The 18,935-nt window shown below is 74.8% G+C and carries 15 protein-coding genes; 5 read left to right on the forward strand and 10 right to left on the reverse strand.

From position 1 onward, the window contains the following. Positions 1 to 182 precede the first annotated feature (182 nt). The 4 genes from gatB to ligA all read right to left on the reverse strand — a co-directional run bounded on the left by gatB (position 183) and on the right by ligA (position 6,026). Positions 183 to 1,694, reverse strand: coding sequence for an Asp-tRNA(Asn)/Glu-tRNA(Gln) amidotransferase subunit GatB (gene gatB, locus K329_RS0104925; RefSeq protein WP_028472186.1), 1,512 nt, complete (start codon positions 1,692 to 1,694; stop codon positions 183 to 185). Then, positions 1,691 to 3,226 carry an Asp-tRNA(Asn)/Glu-tRNA(Gln) amidotransferase subunit GatA gene (gatA, locus tag K329_RS0104930; protein ID WP_028472187.1) on the reverse strand — a complete coding sequence of 512 codons (1,536 nt, stop codon included), beginning with the start codon at positions 3,224 to 3,226 and terminating at the stop codon, positions 1,691 to 1,693. Before gatA ends, gatB begins: the two co-directional genes overlap by 4 nt. After that, complete coding sequence (gene gatC / locus K329_RS0104935) at positions 3,223 to 3,531, reverse strand: Asp-tRNA(Asn)/Glu-tRNA(Gln) amidotransferase subunit GatC (protein WP_028472188.1); 309 nt, start codon at positions 3,529 to 3,531, stop codon at positions 3,223 to 3,225. The genes gatA and gatC overlap by 4 nt, the downstream gene beginning before the upstream one ends. A 311-nt stretch (positions 3,532 to 3,842) precedes the next feature. Then, positions 3,843 to 6,026 (reverse strand): NAD-dependent DNA ligase LigA, encoded by a 2,184-nt coding sequence (gene ligA, locus K329_RS24665; protein WP_052336488.1) that lies wholly within the window; start codon positions 6,024 to 6,026, stop codon positions 3,843 to 3,845. A 92-nt stretch (positions 6,027 to 6,118) separates the two neighbouring features. Between ligA and K329_RS0104945 the strand changes: the two genes are divergently transcribed. From K329_RS0104945 to K329_RS0104965, 5 genes are all read left to right on the forward strand, one after another. Continuing rightward, positions 6,119 to 7,342: a serpin family protein gene (locus K329_RS0104945; protein ID WP_052336358.1), complete on the forward strand. Its 1,224-nt coding sequence runs from the start codon at positions 6,119 to 6,121 to the stop codon at positions 7,340 to 7,342. A 41-nt stretch (positions 7,343 to 7,383) separates the two neighbouring features. Beyond that, entirely contained in the window at positions 7,384 to 8,403 is a 1,020-nt protein-coding gene (locus K329_RS0104950) for an LLM class flavin-dependent oxidoreductase (RefSeq protein ID WP_028472190.1), read from the forward strand. A 269-nt stretch (positions 8,404 to 8,672) separates the two neighbouring features. Next, positions 8,673 to 9,284 carry a TetR/AcrR family transcriptional regulator gene (locus tag K329_RS0104955; protein WP_028472191.1) on the forward strand — a complete coding sequence of 204 codons (612 nt, stop codon included), beginning with the start codon at positions 8,673 to 8,675 and terminating at the stop codon, positions 9,282 to 9,284. Between the two features lie 158 nt (positions 9,285 to 9,442). Then, positions 9,443 to 11,128 carry an MFS transporter gene (locus K329_RS0104960; protein ID WP_028472192.1) on the forward strand — a complete coding sequence of 562 codons (1,686 nt, stop codon included), beginning with the start codon at positions 9,443 to 9,445 and terminating at the stop codon, positions 11,126 to 11,128. A gap of 188 nt (positions 11,129 to 11,316) precedes the next feature. Beyond that, the gene (locus K329_RS0104965) at positions 11,317 to 11,955 is read left to right on the forward strand and encodes an alpha/beta hydrolase (protein ID WP_028472193.1); all 639 of its coding nucleotides are present in this window, start codon (positions 11,317 to 11,319) and stop codon (positions 11,953 to 11,955) included. A 194-nt stretch (positions 11,956 to 12,149) separates the two neighbouring features. Here K329_RS0104965 and K329_RS0104970 read toward each other — a convergent pair whose 3' ends face one another. From K329_RS0104970 to K329_RS24675, 6 genes are all read right to left on the reverse strand, one after another. Further along, complete coding sequence (locus tag K329_RS0104970) at positions 12,150 to 12,707, reverse strand: type 1 glutamine amidotransferase domain-containing protein (protein ID WP_028472194.1); 558 nt, start codon at positions 12,705 to 12,707, stop codon at positions 12,150 to 12,152. 155 nt (positions 12,708 to 12,862) lie between these two features. Further along, entirely contained in the window at positions 12,863 to 13,867 is a 1,005-nt protein-coding gene (locus K329_RS0104975; protein WP_028472195.1) for a uroporphyrinogen decarboxylase/cobalamine-independent methonine synthase family protein, read from the reverse strand. Next, positions 13,864 to 15,024, reverse strand: coding sequence for a tRNA 2-thiouridine(34) synthase MnmA (mnmA, locus tag K329_RS0104980; protein WP_211225756.1), 1,161 nt, complete (start codon positions 15,022 to 15,024; stop codon positions 13,864 to 13,866). The genes K329_RS0104975 and mnmA overlap by 4 nt, the downstream gene beginning before the upstream one ends. An 8-nt stretch (positions 15,025 to 15,032) precedes the next feature. Next, on the reverse strand, positions 15,033 to 16,241 hold the full coding sequence (locus tag K329_RS31415) for a cysteine desulfurase family protein (RefSeq protein ID WP_028472197.1): 1,209 nt from the start codon (positions 16,239 to 16,241) through the stop codon (positions 15,033 to 15,035). A 4-nt stretch (positions 16,242 to 16,245) separates the two neighbouring features. Then, positions 16,246 to 17,283 carry an endonuclease/exonuclease/phosphatase family protein gene (locus K329_RS24670; RefSeq protein WP_052336359.1) on the reverse strand — a complete coding sequence of 346 codons (1,038 nt, stop codon included), beginning with the start codon at positions 17,281 to 17,283 and terminating at the stop codon, positions 16,246 to 16,248. 31 nt (positions 17,284 to 17,314) lie between these two features. Next, the gene (locus K329_RS24675; RefSeq protein WP_052336360.1) at positions 17,315 to 18,904 is read right to left on the reverse strand and encodes a serine/threonine-protein kinase; all 1,590 of its coding nucleotides are present in this window, start codon (positions 18,902 to 18,904) and stop codon (positions 17,315 to 17,317) included. Positions 18,905 to 18,935: the final 31 nt, after the last annotated feature.

Below are 18,935 nucleotides of genomic sequence, written 5' to 3' on the forward strand. Positions count from 1 at the left end.
GACCGGCTTTCCCCGTTGCGGGCGTGGCAGGGCGCCCGTCGGACGACGGGCGGCCTCACCCTACTCCCGGCTCGCCCCGGGGTCACTGTCCTCGACGAGCACCGGCCCGGCCCCGCCCCTCGAGGAGCGAAGACCGGGCCGGGGCACCCCGTCGTACGACGCACGGCGTCGGGGCCGACGCGTCAGGCGAGCTTCTCGAGGATCAGCTCGCGCACGCGACCGGCGTCGGCCTGGCCGCGCATCTCCTTCATGACCGAGCCGATGAGCGCTCCCGCGGCGGCGACCTTGCCGTCGCGGATCTTCTGGGCGACGTCGGGGTTCGCGGCGATCGCGTTGTCGACGGCCGCACCGAGCGCCCCGTCGTCGGAGACGAGCGCGAGACCGCGGGAGGCCACGATCTCCTCGGGGGTGCCCTCGCCCGCGAGGAGCCCGTCGAAGACCTGGCGCGCCATCTTGTCGTTGATGGTGCCCGCGTCGACGAGGCCCTGCACGGCGGCGACCTCGGCCGGGGTCACGGCGAGCGCCGTGATCTCGACGCCGGCCTCGTTGGCGCGGCGGGCGAGCTCGGAGAGCCACCACTTGCGGGCCGCGGTGGGCGTCGCGCCGGCAGCGATCGTCTGCTCGACCAGGCCGAACGCGCCCGCACCGACCGTGTCGCGCATCTCGAGGTCGGAGAAGCCCCACTCGGCCTGCAGGCGGGCACGCTTCACCGTCGGGTTCTCGGGCAGCGTCGCCCGCAGCTCCTCGACCCACTCGCGCGACGGCGCGACGGGCACGAGGTCGGGCTCGGGGAAGTAGCGGTAGTCCTCCGCGTCGGACTTCTCCCGGCCCGACGTGGTGATGCCCGTGTCCTCGTGCCAGTGCCGCGTCTCCTGCAGCACCGAGCCGCCGCTGCTCAGCAGGGCCGCGTGGCGCTGCATCTCGTAGCGCACCGCGCGCTCGACCGAGCGCAGGGAGTTGACGTTCTTCGTCTCGCTGCGGGTGCCGAGGCCGCCCGCGCCCTTCGGGGCGAGCGAGAGGTTCACGTCGGCGCGGATCGAGCCCTGGTCCATGCGCGCGTCGGAGACCCCGAGCGCGATGATCAGCTCGCGCAGCTGCGCGACGTACGCCCGGGCAACGGCCGGCGCCTTCTCGCCCATGCCCGTGATGGGCTTCGTGACGATCTCGATGAGCGGGATGCCCGCGCGGTTGTAGTCGACCAGCGAGTGGTCGGCGCCGTGGATGCGACCGGTGGCGCCGCCGACGTGCAGCGACTTGCCCGTGTCCTCCTCCATGTGGGCGCGCTCGATGGCGACGCGGACGATCTCGTCCTCGCCCCCCTCGACCGGCACCGTGACGTCCATGTAGCCCTCGAAGGCGATGGGCTCGTCGTACTGGGACGTCTGGAAGTTCTTCGGCATGTCCGGGTAGAAGTAGTTCTTGCGCGCGAAGCGGCACCACTCCGCGATCTCGCAGTTGAGCGCGAGCCCGATGCGGATCGCGGCCTCGACCGCCTTCGCGTTCACCGCCGGCATCGCGCCCGGCAGGCCCAGGCAGGTCGGGCAGACCTGCGTGTTGGGCTCGGCGCCGAACTCGGTCGGGCAGCCGCAGAACATCTTCGTCAGGGTGCTCAGCTCGACGTGCACCTCGAGGCCCATGGCGGGGTCGAAGCTCTCGAGCGCCTCCTCGAAGGTCTTCAGCTCGGTCGTGCTCATCGGGCCGCTCCGTCCAGCTCGGGCGCCTGCGTCAGCAGCGCGCCACCCCACTTCTCCTCCAGCAGCGCCTCGAGCGCCGCACCCACCCGGTAGACGCGGTCGTCGGCGAGCGCCGGTGCCAGCACCTGGAAGCCGACCGGCAGGCCGTCCTCGTCGGCGAGGCCCGCGGGCACCGAGATGCCCGGCACGCCCGCCAGGTTGGCCGGGATGGTGGCGAGGTCGTTGAGGTACATCGCCAGCGGGTCGTCGAGCTTCTCGCCCAGGCGGAACGCCGTCGTCGGCGCCGTCGGGCTGACGAGCACGTCGACCTTCTCGTACGCCGCGGCGAAGTCGCGGCTGATCAGCGTGCGTACCTTCTGGGCCTGGCCGTAGTAGGCGTCGTAGTAGCCGCTCGAGAGCGCGTAGGTGCCGATGATGATGCGGCGCTTCACCTCGTCGCCGAAGCCGACGTCGCGGGACGCGCGCATGACCTGCTCGGCGCTGGGGGCGTCGACGCCCTCGGGCAGGACGCGGAGGCCGTAGCGCATCGCGTCGAACTTCGCGAGGTTGCTCGACGCCTCCGCCGGGAGGATCAGGTAGTAGGCCGCCATCGCGTGCACGAAGCTCGGGCACGACACCTCGACGACCTCGGCCCCGGCCTGCTCGAGCAGCGCCACCGACTCGGCGAACCGGGTCATGACGCCGGGCTGCCAGCCGTCGCCGGCCAGCTCGCTGATGATGCCGACCTTGAGACCGGTCAGGTCGCCGGTCGCGCCCTGGCGGGCGGCCTCGACGAGCCCGCCGACGGGACGGTCGATGCTCGTCGAGTCGAGCGGGTCGTGCCCGCCGACGAGCTCGTGCAGCAGGGCGGAGTCGAGCACCGTGCGGGTGACCGGGCCGACCTGGTCGAGCGAGTTGGCGAGGGCCACGAGGCCGTAGCGCGAGACCCCGCCGTACGTCGGCTTCACGCCCACGGTGCCGGTCACGGCGCCGGGCTGGCGGATCGAGCCGCCGGTGTCGGTGCCGAGCGCGAGCGGCGCCTGGAAGGACGCGACCGCGGCCGCGGAACCGCCGCCGGAGCCGCCGGGGATCCGGTCGAGGTCCCACGGGTTGCGCGTCGGGCCGTAGGCCGAGTGCTCCGTCGAGGAGCCCATGGCGAACTCGTCCATGTTGGTCTTGCCGAGGATCGGGAGGCCGGCGGCCTTGACCCGGGCGACGACCGTCGCGTCGTACGGCGGCACCCAGCCCTCGAGGATCTTGGAGCCGCACGTGGTGGGCAGGCCCGTCGTCGTCAGCACGTCCTTCACCGCGATCGGGACGCCGTCGAGCGCGTGGGCGACCCGGCCGGCCGCGCGCCGCTCGTCGGAGGCCGCCGCCTGGGCGAGCGCGCCCTCCGCGTCGACGTGGAGGAAGGCGTGGATGCCGGCGTCGGCCGTGCCGTCGACGGCGGCGATCCGGTCGAGGTGGGCCTGCGTGAGCTCGACCGAGGTGACCTCGCCGGTGGCGAGGGCGTCGACGAGCTGGGCCGCGGTGCGGCGGGTCAGGTCGCTCACTGCTCGTCCCCCAGGATGCGCGGGACGCTGAAGCGCTGCTCCTCGACGGCCGGGGCGCCCGACAGCGCCTCCTCGGCCGTCAGCCCGGGCCGGACGACGTCGTCGCGGAAGACGTTCGTCATCGGGATCGGGTGGGACGTCGGCGGCACGTCGTCACCCGCCACGGCGGTGATGGAGGCGACGGACTCGAGGATCACCGAGAGCTGGGGAGCCAGGTGGTCGAGCTCGGCGTCGGACAGGTCGATGCGGGCGAGCTCGGCCAGGTGGGCCACCTCGTCGCGTGAGATCTCGGCGCGTGCGGGCATGGGCTCCATCCTAGGGACGAACGACGACATCGGCGGCGTCGGGACCGTGCGAGGGCCGACAGTGGGTCGGGCTGCGGGGCACGGGCGACGTAGTGCGTTCGATCGGTGTCACCGGGTGGCACCGATCGCACACGCTCCGCCCGGGCCCCGGGCGGGCCCGTCCGCGGGTGGACGATCCGACGCACCGGGTACGACGGAAGTCCCACCTGGGTGGGTCTCGAGACGCTCGCTGCGCTCGCTCCTCGACCACCGGGCCGTGGACCGTGGGTCTCGAGACGCTCGCTGCGCTCGCTCCTCGACCACCGAGCCGCCTACTCCCCCGTTTTCTCCCCCGACGTCTCCTCGGCGGCGTCCTCCTCGGCGGCCTCCTCCTCCGGCCCGTCGCCGACGGCCTCGGGGCCACCGTCGAGCAGGGCGACGAAACCCGCCTCGTCGAGGATGCGCACACCGAGCTGCTCGGCCTTCTCGGCCTTGGAGCCCGGGCTGTCGCCGACGACGACGTAGCTCGTCTTCTTCGACACCGAGCCCGAGGCCTTGCCGCCGCGGCCGATGATCGCCTCCTTGACCTCGTCGCGGCTGAAGGCCGTGAGCGAGCCGGTGACGACGACCGTGAGGCCCTCGAGCGTGCGCGGGACGGAGTCGTCGCGCTCGTCCTCCATGCTGACGCCCGCGGCCTCCCACTTGTCGACGATCGCGCGGTGCCAGTCGACGTCGAACCACTCGATGACCGCGTCCGCGATCGTCGGGCCGACGCCCTCCGCGGCCGCGAGCCGCTCGCGGTCGGCCGCGCGGATCTCCGCCATCGACCCGAACTCGGTGGCCAGCGCACGGGCCGCCGTGGGGCCGACGTGCCGGATCGACAGCGCGACGAGCACCCGCCACAGGGGCACCTGACGGGCCTTCGCGAGGTTGTCGAGCAGACGCTGGCCGTTGGCGCTCAGCACCCGCTCGTCGGCGCCCGCGTCGCGCTCCGCCTTCTTCGCCGCGCGGGTGAACAGCCCGGTGCGCAGCAGCTTGGCCGCGTCGAGGTCGAACACGTCGCCCTCGTCGGCGACGACACCCGCGTCGAGGAACGCCACGGCCGCCTCGTAGCCGAGCATCTCGATGTCGAACGCGCCCCGACCGGCCACGTGGAAGACGCGCTCCCGCACCTGGGCCGGGCAGAGCTGGTGGTTGGGGCAGCGCAGGTCCTTGTCGCCCTCCTTCTGCTGGGCGAGCTCGGTGCCGCACGCCGGGCACGTCGTCGGCATGACCCACTCGGGCAGGCCCTCGGGACGCAGCGCCAGCACGGGCCCGACGATCTCCGGGATCACGTCGCCCGCCTTGCGCAGCACCACCGTGTCGCCGGGGCGCACGTCCTTGCGCTTCACCTCGTGGCCGTTGTGGAGCGTCGCCATCTCGACCGTCGACCCCGCGACCCGCGTCGGCTCCATCAGCCCAAACGGCGTGACCCGGCCGGTGCGGCCCGTGTTGACGAGGATGTCGAGCAGCTTCGCGTTGACCTCCTCCGGCGGGTACTTGAACGCGATCGCCCACCGGGGCGCCCGGCTCGTCGACCCCAGGCGCCGCTGCAGGCTCACGTCGTCGACCTTCACCACGACGCCGTCGATCTCGTGCTCCACGCTGTGGCGCTCCGCGCCGTACCGCTCGACGTACTTCTCCACCGCCGCCAGGTCGGGCAGCACCTCGACCCGCTCCGAGACCGGCAGGCCCCACACCGCGAGCGCCTCGTAGGCCACCGACTGGGCCGTCGGCTCGAAGCCGCGCCGCTCGCCGATGCCGTGGCAGACCATGCCGAGGTCACGTGTCGCGGTGACCCGGGGGTCCTTCTGGCGCAGCGACCCGGCCGCGGCGTTGCGCGGGTTGGCGAAGACCTGCTTGCCCTGCTCGGTCATCGCGACGTTCAGCCGCTCGAACGCCTCCACCGGCAGGAAGATCTCGCCCCGCACCTCGACGAGCTCGGGCACCGGGTGCTCCTCGGTGCCGGTCAGCCGGTGGGGCACCGACGCGATCGTCTTGACGTTGGGCGTCACGTCCTCGCCCGTGCGGCCGTCGCCGCGCGTCAGCGCCCTCACCAGGCGGCCGTCCTCGTACAGCAGGTTGATGGCGAGCCCATCGACCTTCAGCTCGCACAGCAGGGCCGGCTTCTCCACGCCGTCGCGGCCCAGCCGCTCGTACCAGGACGCCAGCTCGTCGTACGAGAACGCGTTGTCGAGGCTCTCCATGCGGCGCAGGTGGTCGACCGCGGTGAACTCCGTCGAGACGGCGCCGCCGACCTTCTGGGTCGGCGAGTCGGGCGTGCGGAGCTCGGCGTAGGACTCCTCCAACGCCTCCAGCTCGCGCAACCGGGCGTCGAAGTCGGCGTCGGAGAGCGTCGGCGAGTCGAGCACGTAGTAGCGCCAGCGCGCGTCCTCGACCTGCTCCGACAGCTCGCGGTGCCGCTCCCGTGCCTCCGGCGGCGCGGGGGTGGCGGCCGTCTCGTCGCTCGTGCTCATGACGCACATCTTGCCGTGCGCCCCCGACAACGGTGAGCGGCCCGCGGGGCGAGCCCTGTCGTCGTACCCGCGCCTGGAGCAGACTCGTCGTCATGGCCTCCTCCGACGCTGCCGTCCCCTCCGTCGACACTCCGGTCGCCCCCTCGGTCGCCCTGGGCCCCGCCCTCCGTGCCTACGGCGCCCGCCTCCACGCCGCGGAGGACGTCGCGGACCACCACCACGTGCTCTCGCCGCTGGGCGTGTGGTTGCTGGTGGCGCTGGCCGGCTCCGCCGCGCGGGAGGACGCGACCCGGGCCGCCGTCGGCGAGGTGCTCGGGCTCGACGTCGACACGGCCGCCGCGACGGCTCGGCGCCTGCTCGCCGAGCCCCACCCCGACGTCGCCGCCGCCACGGCTGCCTGGAGCGAGGCGGCCACGACCGACGCCGCCGACCCCGCGAGGCTCGCCGCCTGGCGCGAGGCGCTCCCGGCCGCGACCGCGACGGGTCCGATCCCCTCGCAGGCCGACCTCGACGCCTGGACCCGCGAGCACACCCTGGGACTCATCGACGCCTTCCCGGCCGACGTGCCGCCGGACACCACCCTGATGCTCGCGACCGCCCTCGCGACCCGGATCTCGTGGCGCGAGCCCTTCACCGAGGTGCCCGCCGACCGCCTCGGCGGGGCGTGGCGCGTCCCCCACGCCCTCCTCTCCCCCGCCGCGCACGCCGTGCGCGTGGTCGACGTGGCCGGTGGGCGGTACGTCGTCCACACCGCCACGAGCGCGGGCGGCCTGGCGGTCCTCAGCGTCCTGCCCGCCGGGGGCACCGACGCGGGCACCGCGCTCGACGCCGCCTACGCCGTCGCCACGGACGCCGACGACATCACATCGGTCCCCCTCGTCGACCTCCCGCTCGGGCCGGGTCCGTGGGGCGAGGTCACGGAGCTCGAGCGCCCGACGGGAGAGCCCGTCGAGGCGGGTACGGCGCTCCTGCCGCCCTGGTCGGCCGACACCCTCCTCGGTCTCACCGAGGTGCCCGGCATCGGTGTCGGCACCGCCGGCCGGGCCCTGGCCGACGTCTTCCCGACCACCGCGCGCAACGGCACCGCCGCCCTGCAGCGCTGCGTCGCGTCGTACTCGGCCACCGGCTTCGAGGCCGCGGCGGTGACCGCGATGATGCGTGCCGGTTCCTTCCGGCCGCAGGGCACGCAGACCGTGCGGCGCCTCTCCGCCACGTTCGACCGGCCGTACGCCGTGGTGGCCGTGGTGCGCGGGGACCACGCGGGCCCCTGGCGCGACGTGCCCGTCTTCTCGGGCTGGGTGGCGCCCACCACGTGACGGGGCGGCATGAACCGGCGCGCTGCGTTGTTGGGGCGGACGTGAAGAAGATCGGGTTCCTGTCCTTCGGCCACTGGACGCCGTCACCGCACTCGCAGACGCGGTCGGCGGCCGACACGTTGCTCCAGTCGATCGAGCTCGCCGAGGCGGCGGAGGAGCTGGGCGTCGACGGCGCCTACTTCCGGGTGCACCACTTCGCCCGGCAGCTCGCGTCGCCGTTCCCGCTGCTGGCCGCCGTGGGTGCGCGCACGAGCCGCATCGAGATCGGCACGGGCGTCATCGACATGCGCTACGAGAACCCGCTCTACATGGCGGAGGACGCCGGCTCCGCCGACCTCATCTCCGGCGGGCGGCTGCAGCTCGGCATCAGTCGGGGATCACCGGAGCAGGTGATCGACGGCTACCGCTACTTCGGCTACGACCCGGGCGAGGAGAACGACCACGCCGCGATGGCGCGCCGCCACACCGAGGTGTTCCTCGGGGTGCTGAGCGGTGAGGGCTTCGCCCAGCCGAACCCGCGGCCGATGTTCCCCAACCCGCCGGGCCTGCTGCGCATCGAGCCGCACTCCCCGGGCCTGCGCGAGCGGATCTGGTGGGGCGCCGGGTCGCGCGCCACCGCCGAGTGGGCCGGCGAGCAGGGCATGAACCTGATGAGCAGCACGCTGCTGACCGAGGACACCGGCGTGCCGTTCCACCAGCTGCAGGCCGAGCAGATCGCGCTGTTCCACAAGGCGTGGGAGTCCGCCGGCCACGCCGGCACGCCGCGCACCTCGGTGAGCCGCAGCATCTTCCCGCTCGTGAACGACCAGGACCGCGCGTTCTTCGGCCAGGAGGGGCGCGGCGAGGACCAGGTCGGCTACATCGACGGCGGCAAGGCGCGCTTCGGCAAGACGTACGCCGGGGAGCCCGACCGGCTCGTCGAGGAGCTCGCCGCCGACGAGGCGGTCGCGGCGGCCGACACCCTCCTGCTCACCATCCCGAACCAGCTGGGCGTGGAGTACAACGCGCACGTGCTCGAGTCCGTGATGACCCACCTCGCCCCGGCGCTCGGCTGGCGCTGAGGGCGAGCCGCACGGTCACGGCCTGCCGTCGGGGTGGGGCGGTTGAAGGCTGCATCGACTCGGTGCGCGAAACTGGTGCTCTGCGCTCTGAGTTCAGGGTGCAGAGCACCAGTTTCGCCGCTCGAGCGGCGAAACTGCCGCCGCCAGCCGGCCACCGTGACCCGCGCCTCACCGAGAAACCTGATGAAACGACTTGGTTTCATCGGGGAGAGGGCGTACCTTTCTCGACGGAACGAAACTGTTTCGTTCCATCGCTTGACAGGACCACGATGACTCCCCCGCCCAGCACTGCCACTCGCCCCCGGGTCGAGGGCGACCGTGAGCAGCAGCTGCTCGACGCCACCCTCGCCGTGCTGGCGGAGGTCGGCTACGACCGGCTCACGATGGACGCGGTGGCCACGGCGGCCAAGGCCTCGAAGGCCACGCTCTACCGGCGCTGGACGAACAAGGCCGAGCTCGTCGTCGACGCGCTCGGGTCCCTGAAGGAGCCGCCGGCCGACGCCGTGGACACCGGCACGCTGCGCGGCGACCTGATCGCCACGTTCTGCGGCACCGGCGGGATGGTCGAGCCCGAGACCCTCGCCAGCTTCACCAGCGTCATGACCGCGATCACGACCGACCCCGAGTTCGCGGCCGTGTTCCGCGAGCGCGTGCTCGGCCCGAAGCTCGCCGTCGCGCACCAGATCTACGTGCGCGCCAAGGCGCGCGGCGAGATCCGCGCGGACCTGGACCTCGACCTGCTCGAGCCCGCCCTCCCGGGCATCGTGCTCCACCGCGCCTGCGTGCTGGGCGACCTCCCGACCCCCGACCTGATCACTCGCGTGATCGACGAGATCATCCTGCCGGCCGCAACGAGGCCCCCGGCAGGGCCCACGACCTGACGCCCCGCGGCTCCCCGCCGTACGGACGTCACGCCCCGCTCCACCCCGCAACTCTCCTCTCCCCACCGAGCCACCGCACGACGCGGCGCGCTCCCTCCTGCTCGGCCGCGGGCGCCGTACGGCGTGCCTCGTCCCTTCACGACCCGAAGGACCACCCCATGACCGACCTGTCCCAGGCGGGCTCCGCCCCGGCGCCGGACGCGGGCAAGCCCGACCCGTCCGCCGGCACGAACGCCTCCTCCACCCCCGAGAAGGACGGCCGTCCCATGCGCCTCGGGTGGGCACTCGTGCTCATCTCCGTCGCCCAGCTGATGGTCGTGCTCGACGCGACCATCGCGAACATCGCGCTGCCCTACATCGGCGCCGACCTCTCCATCAGCTCCGCGAACCTGTCGTGGATCGTCACCGGCTACGCCCTCGCGTTCGGTGGCCTCCTGCTCCTCGGCGGCCGCCTCGGTGACCTGCTCGGTCGACGCCGCGTCTTCATGATCGGCCTGGTCGTCTTCGCGGTCGCGTCGCTGCTCGGCGGCCTCGCCACCAACGAGGGCCTGCTCCTCGGCGCCCGCGGCCTCCAGGGTCTCGGCGCGGCGCTGGCGTCCCCCGCGGCCCTCGCGCTCATCACGACGACGTTCCCGGCCGGCCCGGCGCGCAACCGCGCGTTCGCGGTGTACGCCGCCATGTCCGGCATCGGGGCGGCCTTCGGCCTCATCCTCGGCGGCTGGCTGACGGGCCTCGACTCGTTCGCGGGCCTCGACGTCCAGGGCTGGCGCCTGACGTTCCTCATCAACGTGCCGATCGGCATCGTCGCCGCCGTGCTCGCGCCGCGGTTCCTGCCCGAGTCGGAGCGCAACACGGGCCGTCTCGACGTGCCCGGCGCCGTCACCGGCACGCTCGGCCTGCTCGCGCTGGTGTTCGGCCTGACCCGCGCCGGCGAGGAGGCGCACGGCTGGGGCGACCCGTGGACCCTGGCGTCCCTCGGCGCCGGTGTCGCGCTGCTCGTGTCGTTCGCCGTCATCGAGTCGCGCGTGACCGACCCGCTGCTCCCGATCCGCATCTTCGCGAACCGCACCCGGGCCGCCAGCTTCGTGGCCATGATGATCGTGCCGGCCGCCATGTTCGCGATGTTCTTCTTCCTCAGCCTCTACATCCAGAACATCGCGGGCTACGAGCCCCTGCACACCGGCTTCGCGTTCCTGCCGTTCTCCTTCGGTGTCGTTGGCGGCGCCGCGCTCTCGTCGAACCTGGTCAACCGGATCGACCCGCGCTTCGTCGCGGGCGTCGGCACCCTGCTGGCCGCCGTCGCCCTCTTCGGGTTCTCGCGGCTGCCGTCGGACTTCGCCGCGGCCGACGTCGTCTCGTCGCTCGCCGCCGGCGACCCGATCGTCGACCTCAACTACTGGGGCGCGGTCTTCCCGTTCCTGCTGCTGATGTCGTTCGGCATGGGCCTCGTGTTCGTCCCGCTGACGCTGACCGCCGTGCACCACGTGCGGGCCGAGGACTCCGGCATCGGCTCGGGCGTGCTCAACACGATGCAGCAGGTCGGCGGCGCCCTCGGGCTCGCCGCTCTCAGCACGGTCGCGAGCCACGTGGCCAGCACCCGGGCCGACGAGCTCGCCCCGCAGGTCGGGCAGGCCGTCACCGGCGCGGGCCTCCCGGCCGACCAGGCCGGCGGCCTCGTCGAGACCGCGACCTACCTGGGCTCCTTCGCCGAGGGCGGCACCACCGCGTTCCTCGTCGGCGCCGGGATGATCCTGCTCGGCTCCGCGGTGGTCTGGGCCTTCCTCGACGTCAAGCACGAGGAGCTCGCCACCGACGGACCTGACGCCCCGGTGCACATGGGCTGAGCCGTACGTCGGCTCACCACCGCCTGGTGCAGCACCGCCTGATGTAACGCGGTGTCCGGGTCACTGCACACGTGTTCTGCCACGTGTGGAGTGACTCGGACACCGCGTTACACGTCTCTGGGCTCCTGGGGCGGGCACCGTTCCCGGACCGCGCCCATCCAGCCACCGCTCGGGTACGAAGGACCACCGTGACCGCACGCGCCCTGCCCGACGACGCCCTGACCCGCCACGACGTGACCGACCCGGTCGGGCTCGTGCTGATGCTCCACGGCGGCAAGGAGCGGTCGGAGGCGCCGGTCGACGGCCGGAGCGCCTCGTGGCGCCGGTCGGCGGCCATGCAGCGCTCGGTCGCCCCGGAGCTCGCCGAGCGCGGGCTCTCCACCTGGCTGCTGCGCTACGCCGTCCGGGGCTGGAACGGCGGCGCCCCCGTCGCCGACGCCCGTGCGGCGCTCGACCAGGTCGCGCGCACCCACCCGGGCCTCCCGGTCGTGCTGCTCGGACACTCCATGGGCGGGCGTACGGCGGCGCACGTCGCCGACCACGACGTCGTCGCCGGCGTGGTCGCCCTCGCCCCGTGGTTCCCGCCCGGCGAGCCGGTGCGGGCCCTGGCCGGCAAGCGTCTCCTCGCCGCGCACGGCAGCCGCGACAAGATCACGTCCCCGCGGGCGACCCGGGCGTACGTCGAGCGTGCCCGCGAGGTCGGGGCCGACGCCGAGTTCCGCGACATGGGCCCGGTCGGGCACTACATGTTCCGCCGGGCTGCCGCGTGGAACGCGGCCGCGGTCGAGGGCTGCCTCGACCTGCTCCAGCTGTCCGACCGCCGCTGACCCCGCGGCGCGCCGTTCCCGCGCCGACGCACCCCCGCCGACGCGACCCGACGCGACCCCACCCGAGCCGACGCGAGCCGGCCCCCGACGCACCGACGGGTGCGGTCCCGGCCCGACAACTGTCGCGGGCGTGGGACCGCACCCGTCGAGGTGCGGAGCGAGGACCGCGGGTCCCCGCCTCGGACGGCCGGGCGTCAGCCGGCCTGCAGCGCGGTGGCGATCGCGTCCACGAACGCCGGCAGGTCGTCGGGGTTGCGGCTCGTGATGAGAGTGCCGTCGACGACGACCTCCTCGTCGACCCACTCGCCGCCGGCGTTGCGCACGTCGTCGGCCAGGCTCGGGAAGCTCGTGAGCCGACGGCCCTGCACCAGGCCCGCCGACACCAGCAGCCACGGACCATGGCAGATCACGGCGACCGGCTTGCCGGCCTCGAGCGCGGCGCTCACGGCCTTCTGGGCGGTGGCGTTGGTCCGCAGGTGGTCGGCGTTGACGGTGCCACCGGGGATCACGACGGCGTCGAACGCGGAGACGTCGAGGTCGTCGAGGCTGCCGTCGACGTCGACGGTGATGCTCTTGTCGGTGTCGCCCTGCATCGCCTGGATCGAGTCGCCCTCGGGCGCGAAGACCTTGACCTCGGCGCCCCGGGCGGTGAGGTCGTCACGCGGCGTCGTGAGCTCGACCTCCTCGAAGTAGTCGCCCGCGATGATCGCGATCCTGCGGCCGCTCAGTCCGGTGGTGGCGGTCTCGCTCATGTCGGCTCCTTCGCTCGTGGTTCCCCGTCGCCGGGGCTTCCCTCCCGAACGTACGAGCCGATCCGCGCCCACCCATCGCCCTCAGGGGTGGCAGTCGCCCGGGTCGCCCGGCGCATCGCACCGGGGGCGCACCGGGGGCGCACCGGGGGCGCGTCTCAGGCGTCGTCGAGGCGGCGGGCGGCGTCGTACACCGACCGCAGCAGCGCGGGCACGGCGGACGCCGGCGTCCCCGCGAGCCCGCACGCGGGCGCGAGCCCGAACGTCGGACCGGGCTCGAGCCCGACCATCTCCAGCCAGCGCGTGACCGTCGTCGCGACGTCCCGCTCGCCCACGACCGTCTCGGCCCGCGGGTCGACGGCGCCGAGCACCAGGGTCACCCCCGCCTCGTTCGCCTCGGCCAGCGCGTCGATGTCGGTCGCACCGAGGAGCGACAGGTCGGGCAGGAGCCCCTGGGCCCCGGCCCCGCGCAGCAGCGCCCACGGCACGCCCGGCGCGCACGCGTGCACCCACGGCTCCCCGCCGGCGTCCCGCACGGCACCCAGCACCCGCGCGAGCACGTCGGAGGCCTCCGGCTTGTCGACGGTGCGGTGGCGGCCGAACCCGGACGCCGTCGGCACCCGGGCCTCGAGCACCGCGGTGAGGGCGGGCTCGTCGACCTGCACGACGATCCGGGTCGCGCCGGGCACCCGGCGCCGGATCTCCGCCACGTGCTCCGCGGCGCCCTCGGCGAGCGCCTCGCCCAGCTCGCGGCGCGCACCGTGGTCGGCCAGGATCTTGTCGCCGCGGGGCCGCTCGGTGGTGGCGGCGAGGGTCCACGGTCCGGTGAGCTGCACCTTGAACGGGCCGGTGTAGCCCTGCACCCGGTCCTCGAGCGTGTCGAGGTCCTGGCGGAGCAGGCTGCGGGCCCGGCGCTGGTCGTGGCTGGGCGCCCCGGACGTGCCGGTGAGGCGCCAGCCGGCCGGCTGGAGGTCGGCGTCGAGGCCGGTCTGCAGGCCCAGCGTGCGACCGGTCATCGCGGCGCCGGCGCCGCGGCCGGGCACCTCCGGCAGGTACGGCAGGCCGTCGCCGGTGCCGAGCAGGTCCAGCACCATCCGCACCGCCTCGTCGAGGTCGCCCTGGGTCTCCCCGGGGTGCGAGCCGACGCCCGTCGCGAGCGTCATCGGGCGGCCCCCGCGGCGGCCGTGGCGCTGGTGGCGGTGGCGGTGGCGCGCACCGTGGCCGCGATCGTCGCGGAGCCGACGACGCGCGTGCCGTCGTACACGACCACGGCCTGGCCGGGGGCGATGCCCTCGGCGGGGTCGAGGAGGTCGACGTGCACGGTCTGTGTGCCCTCGCCGTCGTCGTCGACCCGCAGCTCGGCGCGGTGCTCGGCCCCGTGGGCGCGCAGCTGCACCGTGCAGGCCATCGGCGCGCCGGGGCTCGGAGCGGCACCGCACCAGCGGGGCCGGTCCGCCCGCAGCGCGTCGACGCGGAGGCCCGCCCTCGGGCCCACCCGCACCGTGCCGGAGACGGGCTCGATGTCGAGCACGAACCGGGGCTTGCCGTCGGGCGCGGGACGTCCGATGCGCAGGCCCTTGCGCTGGCCGATCGTGTAGCCGTAGGTGCCGGTGTGGCGGCCCAGCACCTCGCCGGTCGCGTCGTCGACGATGTCGCCCCCGTGGTTCGGGGCGCGGTCGCCGAGCTTCTCGGCGAGCCAGCCGGTGTTGTCGCCGTCGGCGACGAAGCAGATGTCGGTGCTGTCGGGCTTGTCGGCGACGAGCAGGCCGCGCTCGGCCGCCTCGCGCCGTACGGCGGGCTTCTCCGAGTCGCCGAGCGGGAAGAGCGAGTGCGCCAGCTGGGACTGGTCGAGCACGCCGAGCACGTAGGACTGGTCCTTCGCCGTGTCGCCCGCCCGGTGCAGCTCGACGAGCCCGTCGGCGCCCGTGCGCAGCTGCGCGTAGTGGCCCGTCGCGACCGCGTCGAAGCCGAGCGCGAGCGCCCGGTCGAGCACCGCCGCGAACTTGATCTTCTCGTTGCAGCGCAGGCACGGGTTCGGGGTGCGGCCCGCGGCGTACTCGTCCATGAAGTCGACCACCACGTCGTCGTGGAACTCGGCGCTCATGTCCCACACGTAGAACGGGATGCCGATGACGTCGGCGGCACGCCGGGCGTCGTTGCTGTCCTCGATGGTGCAGCAGCCGCGGGCCCCGCTGCGGTACGACGCGGGGTTGCGCGAGAGGGCGAGGTGCACGCCGGTGACGTCGTGGCCGGCCTCGACCGCGCGGGCGGCCGCGACGGCCGAGTCGACGCCGCCGGACATCGCGGCGACCACGCGCAGGCGGCCGGTCACCGCCGGACCCGCCGCGTCGCCGTGCGCGCGCGCTCGACGACGGGGCCGATCGCCGCGACGAGCGCGGCAACGTCGGCCTCGGTGCTGGTGTGGCCCAGCGAGAAGCGCAACGAGGAGCGGGCCTCCTCCTCGGACTGGCCCATCGCCAGGAGGACGTGGCTGGCCTGCGGCACGCCCGCCGAGCAGGCCGAGCCGGTCGAGACCTCGACGCCCTGGGCGTCGAGCAGCATGAGCAGCGAGTCGCCCTCGCACTCGGGGAACCGCAGGTTGGCGATGCCGGGCAGCTTCTCGGCGTCGCCCCCGTTGAGCACCACGTCGGGCACGACCGCGCGGACGCCCTCGACGAGGGTGTCGCGCAGGTGGCTGACGCGGGTGGCGTGGTCGACCTGCTCCTTGACGGCGCTCTCGAACGCGGCGGCGAGGCCGGCGACCGCCGGGACGCCGACGGTGCCGCTGCGCAGGTCGCGCTCCTGCCCGCCCCCGTGCAGCAGGGGCGTCAGGTCGAGACCGCGGCGGGCGACGAGGACGCCGGCGCCGTGGGGGCCGCCCACCTTGTGGGCGGTCGCCGTCAGCAGGTCGACCCCGGAGGCGGCGACGTCGACCGGCACCGAGCCGACGGCCTGGATCGCGTCGGTGTGCACGGGGACGCCGTGGGCGTGCGCGGCCGCCACGACCGCCTCGACCGGCTGCAGCACGCCCGTCTCGTTGTTGGCCCACATGACGGAGACGAGCGCGACGGACGTGGGGTCGGCCACGAGCGTGGCCTCCAGCGCCGCGACGTCGAGGCGGCCACGGGCGTCGACCGGCAGCAGCTCGAGCGTGGCGCCCTCGTGCTCGGCCAGCCAGACGGCGGTGTCGAGCACGGCGTGGTGCTCCACCGCCGAGACCAGCACGCGCACGCGGCGCGGGTCCGCCGCGCGGCGCGACCAGAAGAGGCCCTTGAGGGCCAGGTTGTCGGACTCCGTGCCGCCGGCGGTCAGCACGACCTCGCCGGGGCGGCAGCCGAGGGCGTCGGCGACCGTCTCGCGCGACTCCTCGACGACCCGGCGCGCCTCGCGTCCGGCGGCGTGCAGCGAGCTGGGGTTGCCGACGAGGTCGAGGTGCGCGACGAGTGCCTCACGGGCCTCGACCCGCATCGGCGTGGTGGCCGCGTGGTCGAGGTAGGCGCGGCGCGGGGCCGCGGGGAGGGGGGAGGTCTCGGACATGACCTCACCAGGGTACGACGAGCACGGCCACCACCGCGGCGTGGTCGGTCCCCGTGACCCTCGTCGTGCCCACGTCGGCCACCCGCACCCGCTCGCCCACGAGCACGTGGTCGATCTGGAGCAGCGGCGGCGCCCAGATCCCGCCCCAGCCGCCGTGCTGGGGCCAGGTCGGCATCCACCCCGCCCCGACGACCTCGGCGGCGGATCGGAGGCCGACGTCGCCGTACCGGCGCAGCGCCACGGAGTCGGGGGTCGCGTTGAGGTCGCCGACCACCAGGTCGGCGCCGTCGTCGCGGACGGCGGCCCGCAGGAGGTCGTGGTCGCGGCGGGCGTCGGCCCGGTCGCCCACGGGCGCGAACGGGTGGACGGCGAGCAGGTCGAGCTCCCCGGCCTCGGTCGTCACGGTGGTGCGCCAGGAGTCGAAGACCGTGCCCAGGGGCTCCGCCGGCCCGAGCGGCAGGCGCGAGAGCACCATCGTGCCCGCGGTCAGGCGGTCGTCACGGGTGTCGCCGGCGCGCTCGGGCAGGAGCGTCGCGAGGCCGGCGGCGTCGAGGCGGGCCAGGGCGTCGGTGGGCACCTCCTCCAGCACCAGCACGTCGACGTCCCGCTCCTCGACCAGCGCCACGACCTCGGCGGTCGCGGCCCGCCCCTCGAGCAGGTTGAGGTTCATCACGACGAGCTCGTGGCCGTCGGCGTCCGTCGGGTCGCCCGTGACCTGCGGGGCGAACCAGGCGGCGTGCACCACGAGCCCCACGGTCGCGACGACGGCCGCGGCCCGCCAGGAGCGCCGGCGTCGCACCGGGCGCCGTACCAGCGCCGCGACGACGAGACCGACCAGCACCACGGCGTACGCCGGCAGCGCCAGCGGGGTGAAGGGCACGACGAGCACCAGCGCGTCGCGCAGCGGCGCCCACGGCTCGATCAGGCGGGCCAGGGTGAGGGCCGCGGCGGGCAGCAGGACGACCGCGAGCACGACGGCGCCGAGCGCGGGCAGCAGGCGGGACGGGGAGGTGGGGCGCCGGGGCGCGTCGCTCGGCGTCACCCCGACAGCGTGCCAGGGCGTCGGAAGGGGCTCAGCCGCCGGTGACGGGCCCGGAGCCGGTGGCAGGGCCGCCACCGCCACCACCGCTGCCACCACCGCTGCCACCACCGCTGCCGGGGCCGGTCCCCGGCCCGTTGCCGGGGGCGCCCCCTCCGCCCGGTCCGTTGCCGCCACCGTTCCCCGGGCCCGTCGTGGGGGTCGGGACGAGGTCGTTCCCGGGTGCGGTGCCGGGGTCGGTGCCGGGGTCGGGCTGGGTCGCGGGGTCGGGCTCGGTCACCGGGTCGGTCACCGGGTCGGCCGTCGCCTCGGCGACGGGGGCCGTCACCGGCTCCGTCGTCGGCTCGCTCGTGGGCTCGGCGGTCGGCTCGGTCGTCGGCTCCGTGCTCGGCGCGGTGGTCCGGGGCGTCGAGGACGACGAGCCGCCGGAGCCGGCCGGCACCGGGTTCGCGGACGGCGCCGGGGTCGCCGAGGTCGTCGGCGCGGCGGGGGCCGGGTCCTCGGCGACGGGGTCGGGTCCGGCCGGGGCCGGGGCGGCGCCGCGCACGGTGAGGACGATCGCGAGCACCACCGCGGCGACGAGCCCGGCGAGCGCGGGCACCAGCACGCGTCGTCGGCGTCGGTCGCGGACGTCGGCGGGAGCGACCGGCACGATCGGGGCCACCGGGACGACGAGGTCGGTGGTGCCGGTGGCGGCCGGCCCGGCCCCGACGGGCGGGTGGCCGAGGAGCGCGAGCTCGGAGGCCTCCAGCGGCGACCAGCCCTGGGTGTCGTCGGCGGCGGGCAGGACGAGGGGTCCTGCGTCCCGGGACTCGTGGGCGGCGAGACGCTGCAGGCGCGCCGCTGCCTCGGCCGCCGTGGGCCGCGCGGTCGGGTCCGCGGCGGTGAGGCCGCTGAGCAGCGCCACCCACGACGGGCTGAGGCCGGCCGGCACGGCGGGCGCGCGGGTGAGCCGCGCGACGGCGACCTCGAGGACGGAGCCGACGTACGCCGGCCGCGCCGTCAGCGCCTCGAGGAGCACCAGCCCGAGGGCGTAGCAGTCGGTGGCCGGGGTCAGGTCGGGCTCGCCGCGCACCTGCTCGGGCGAGAGGTAGGCGGGCGAGCCGATCGTGGCGCCGGTGCGGGTGACGCGCAGCGACTCCCCCGCCAACCGGGCGATCCCGAAGTCGGCGAGGCGGGCCCGGCCGTGCGCGTCCAGGAGCACGTTGCTCGGCTTCACGTCCCGGTGCACCACGCCCGCGGCGTGCACGTGGGCCAGGGCGTCGGCGACCTGTGCCCCGATCTCGGCGACCCGGGCGACGGGCAGCGGCCCGGCGTCGTACGCCTGACGCAGGGTGCCGCCCTCCACCAGCTCGAGCACGAGGAAGGGGCGGTCGTCGTCGGCGGCGCCGACGTCGAGGACGGTGATGAGGCCGGGGTGGGCCAGCAGCGCCAGCAGGCGGGCCTCGTTGTCGAACCGGGCACGGTCGGCCTCGTCGGCGTGCAGGTCGCGCAGCAGCTTGACGGCGACGTCACGACCGAGCCGGCGGTCGGTCGCCCGGTGGACGTCCGCGAGACCGCCGCGCCCGAGGAGCGGACCGAGGGCGTAGCGGCCCGCGAGCACCCGTCCGTCCGTCGTCGTCACGTGCCGGTCCCCCGTGTGCTGTCCGTGTCGT

Source organism: Nocardioides alkalitolerans DSM 16699 (assembly GCF_000426525.1).
GTDB lineage: Bacteria > Actinomycetota > Actinomycetes > Propionibacteriales > Nocardioidaceae > Nocardioides > Nocardioides alkalitolerans.

What these genes read in the sequence shown, in the direction of transcription:
- gatB (WP_028472186.1), bottom strand. Translation starts at nt 1,694, where the DNA reads ATGAGCACGACCGAGCTGAAGACCTTCGAGGAGGCGCTCGAGAGCTTC.
- gatC (WP_028472188.1), bottom strand. Translation starts at nt 3,531, where the DNA reads ATGCCCGCACGCGCCGAGATCTCACGCGACGAGGTGGCCCACCTGGCC.
- ligA (WP_052336488.1), bottom strand. Translation starts at nt 6,026, where the DNA reads ATGAGCACGAGCGACGAGACGGCCGCCACCCCCGCGCCGCCGGAGGCA.
- K329_RS0104945 (WP_052336358.1), top strand. Translation starts at nt 6,119, where the DNA reads ATGGCCTCCTCCGACGCTGCCGTCCCCTCCGTCGACACTCCGGTCGCC.
- K329_RS0104955 (WP_028472191.1), top strand. Translation starts at nt 8,673, where the DNA reads ATGACTCCCCCGCCCAGCACTGCCACTCGCCCCCGGGTCGAGGGCGAC.
- K329_RS0104960 (WP_028472192.1), top strand. Translation starts at nt 9,443, where the DNA reads ATGACCGACCTGTCCCAGGCGGGCTCCGCCCCGGCGCCGGACGCGGGC.
- K329_RS0104970 (WP_028472194.1), bottom strand. Translation starts at nt 12,707, where the DNA reads ATGAGCGAGACCGCCACCACCGGACTGAGCGGCCGCAGGATCGCGATC.
- K329_RS0104975 (WP_028472195.1), bottom strand. Translation starts at nt 13,867, where the DNA reads ATGACGCTCGCGACGGGCGTCGGCTCGCACCCCGGGGAGACCCAGGGC.
- K329_RS31415 (WP_028472197.1), bottom strand. Translation starts at nt 16,241, where the DNA reads ATGTCCGAGACCTCCCCCCTCCCCGCGGCCCCGCGCCGCGCCTACCTC.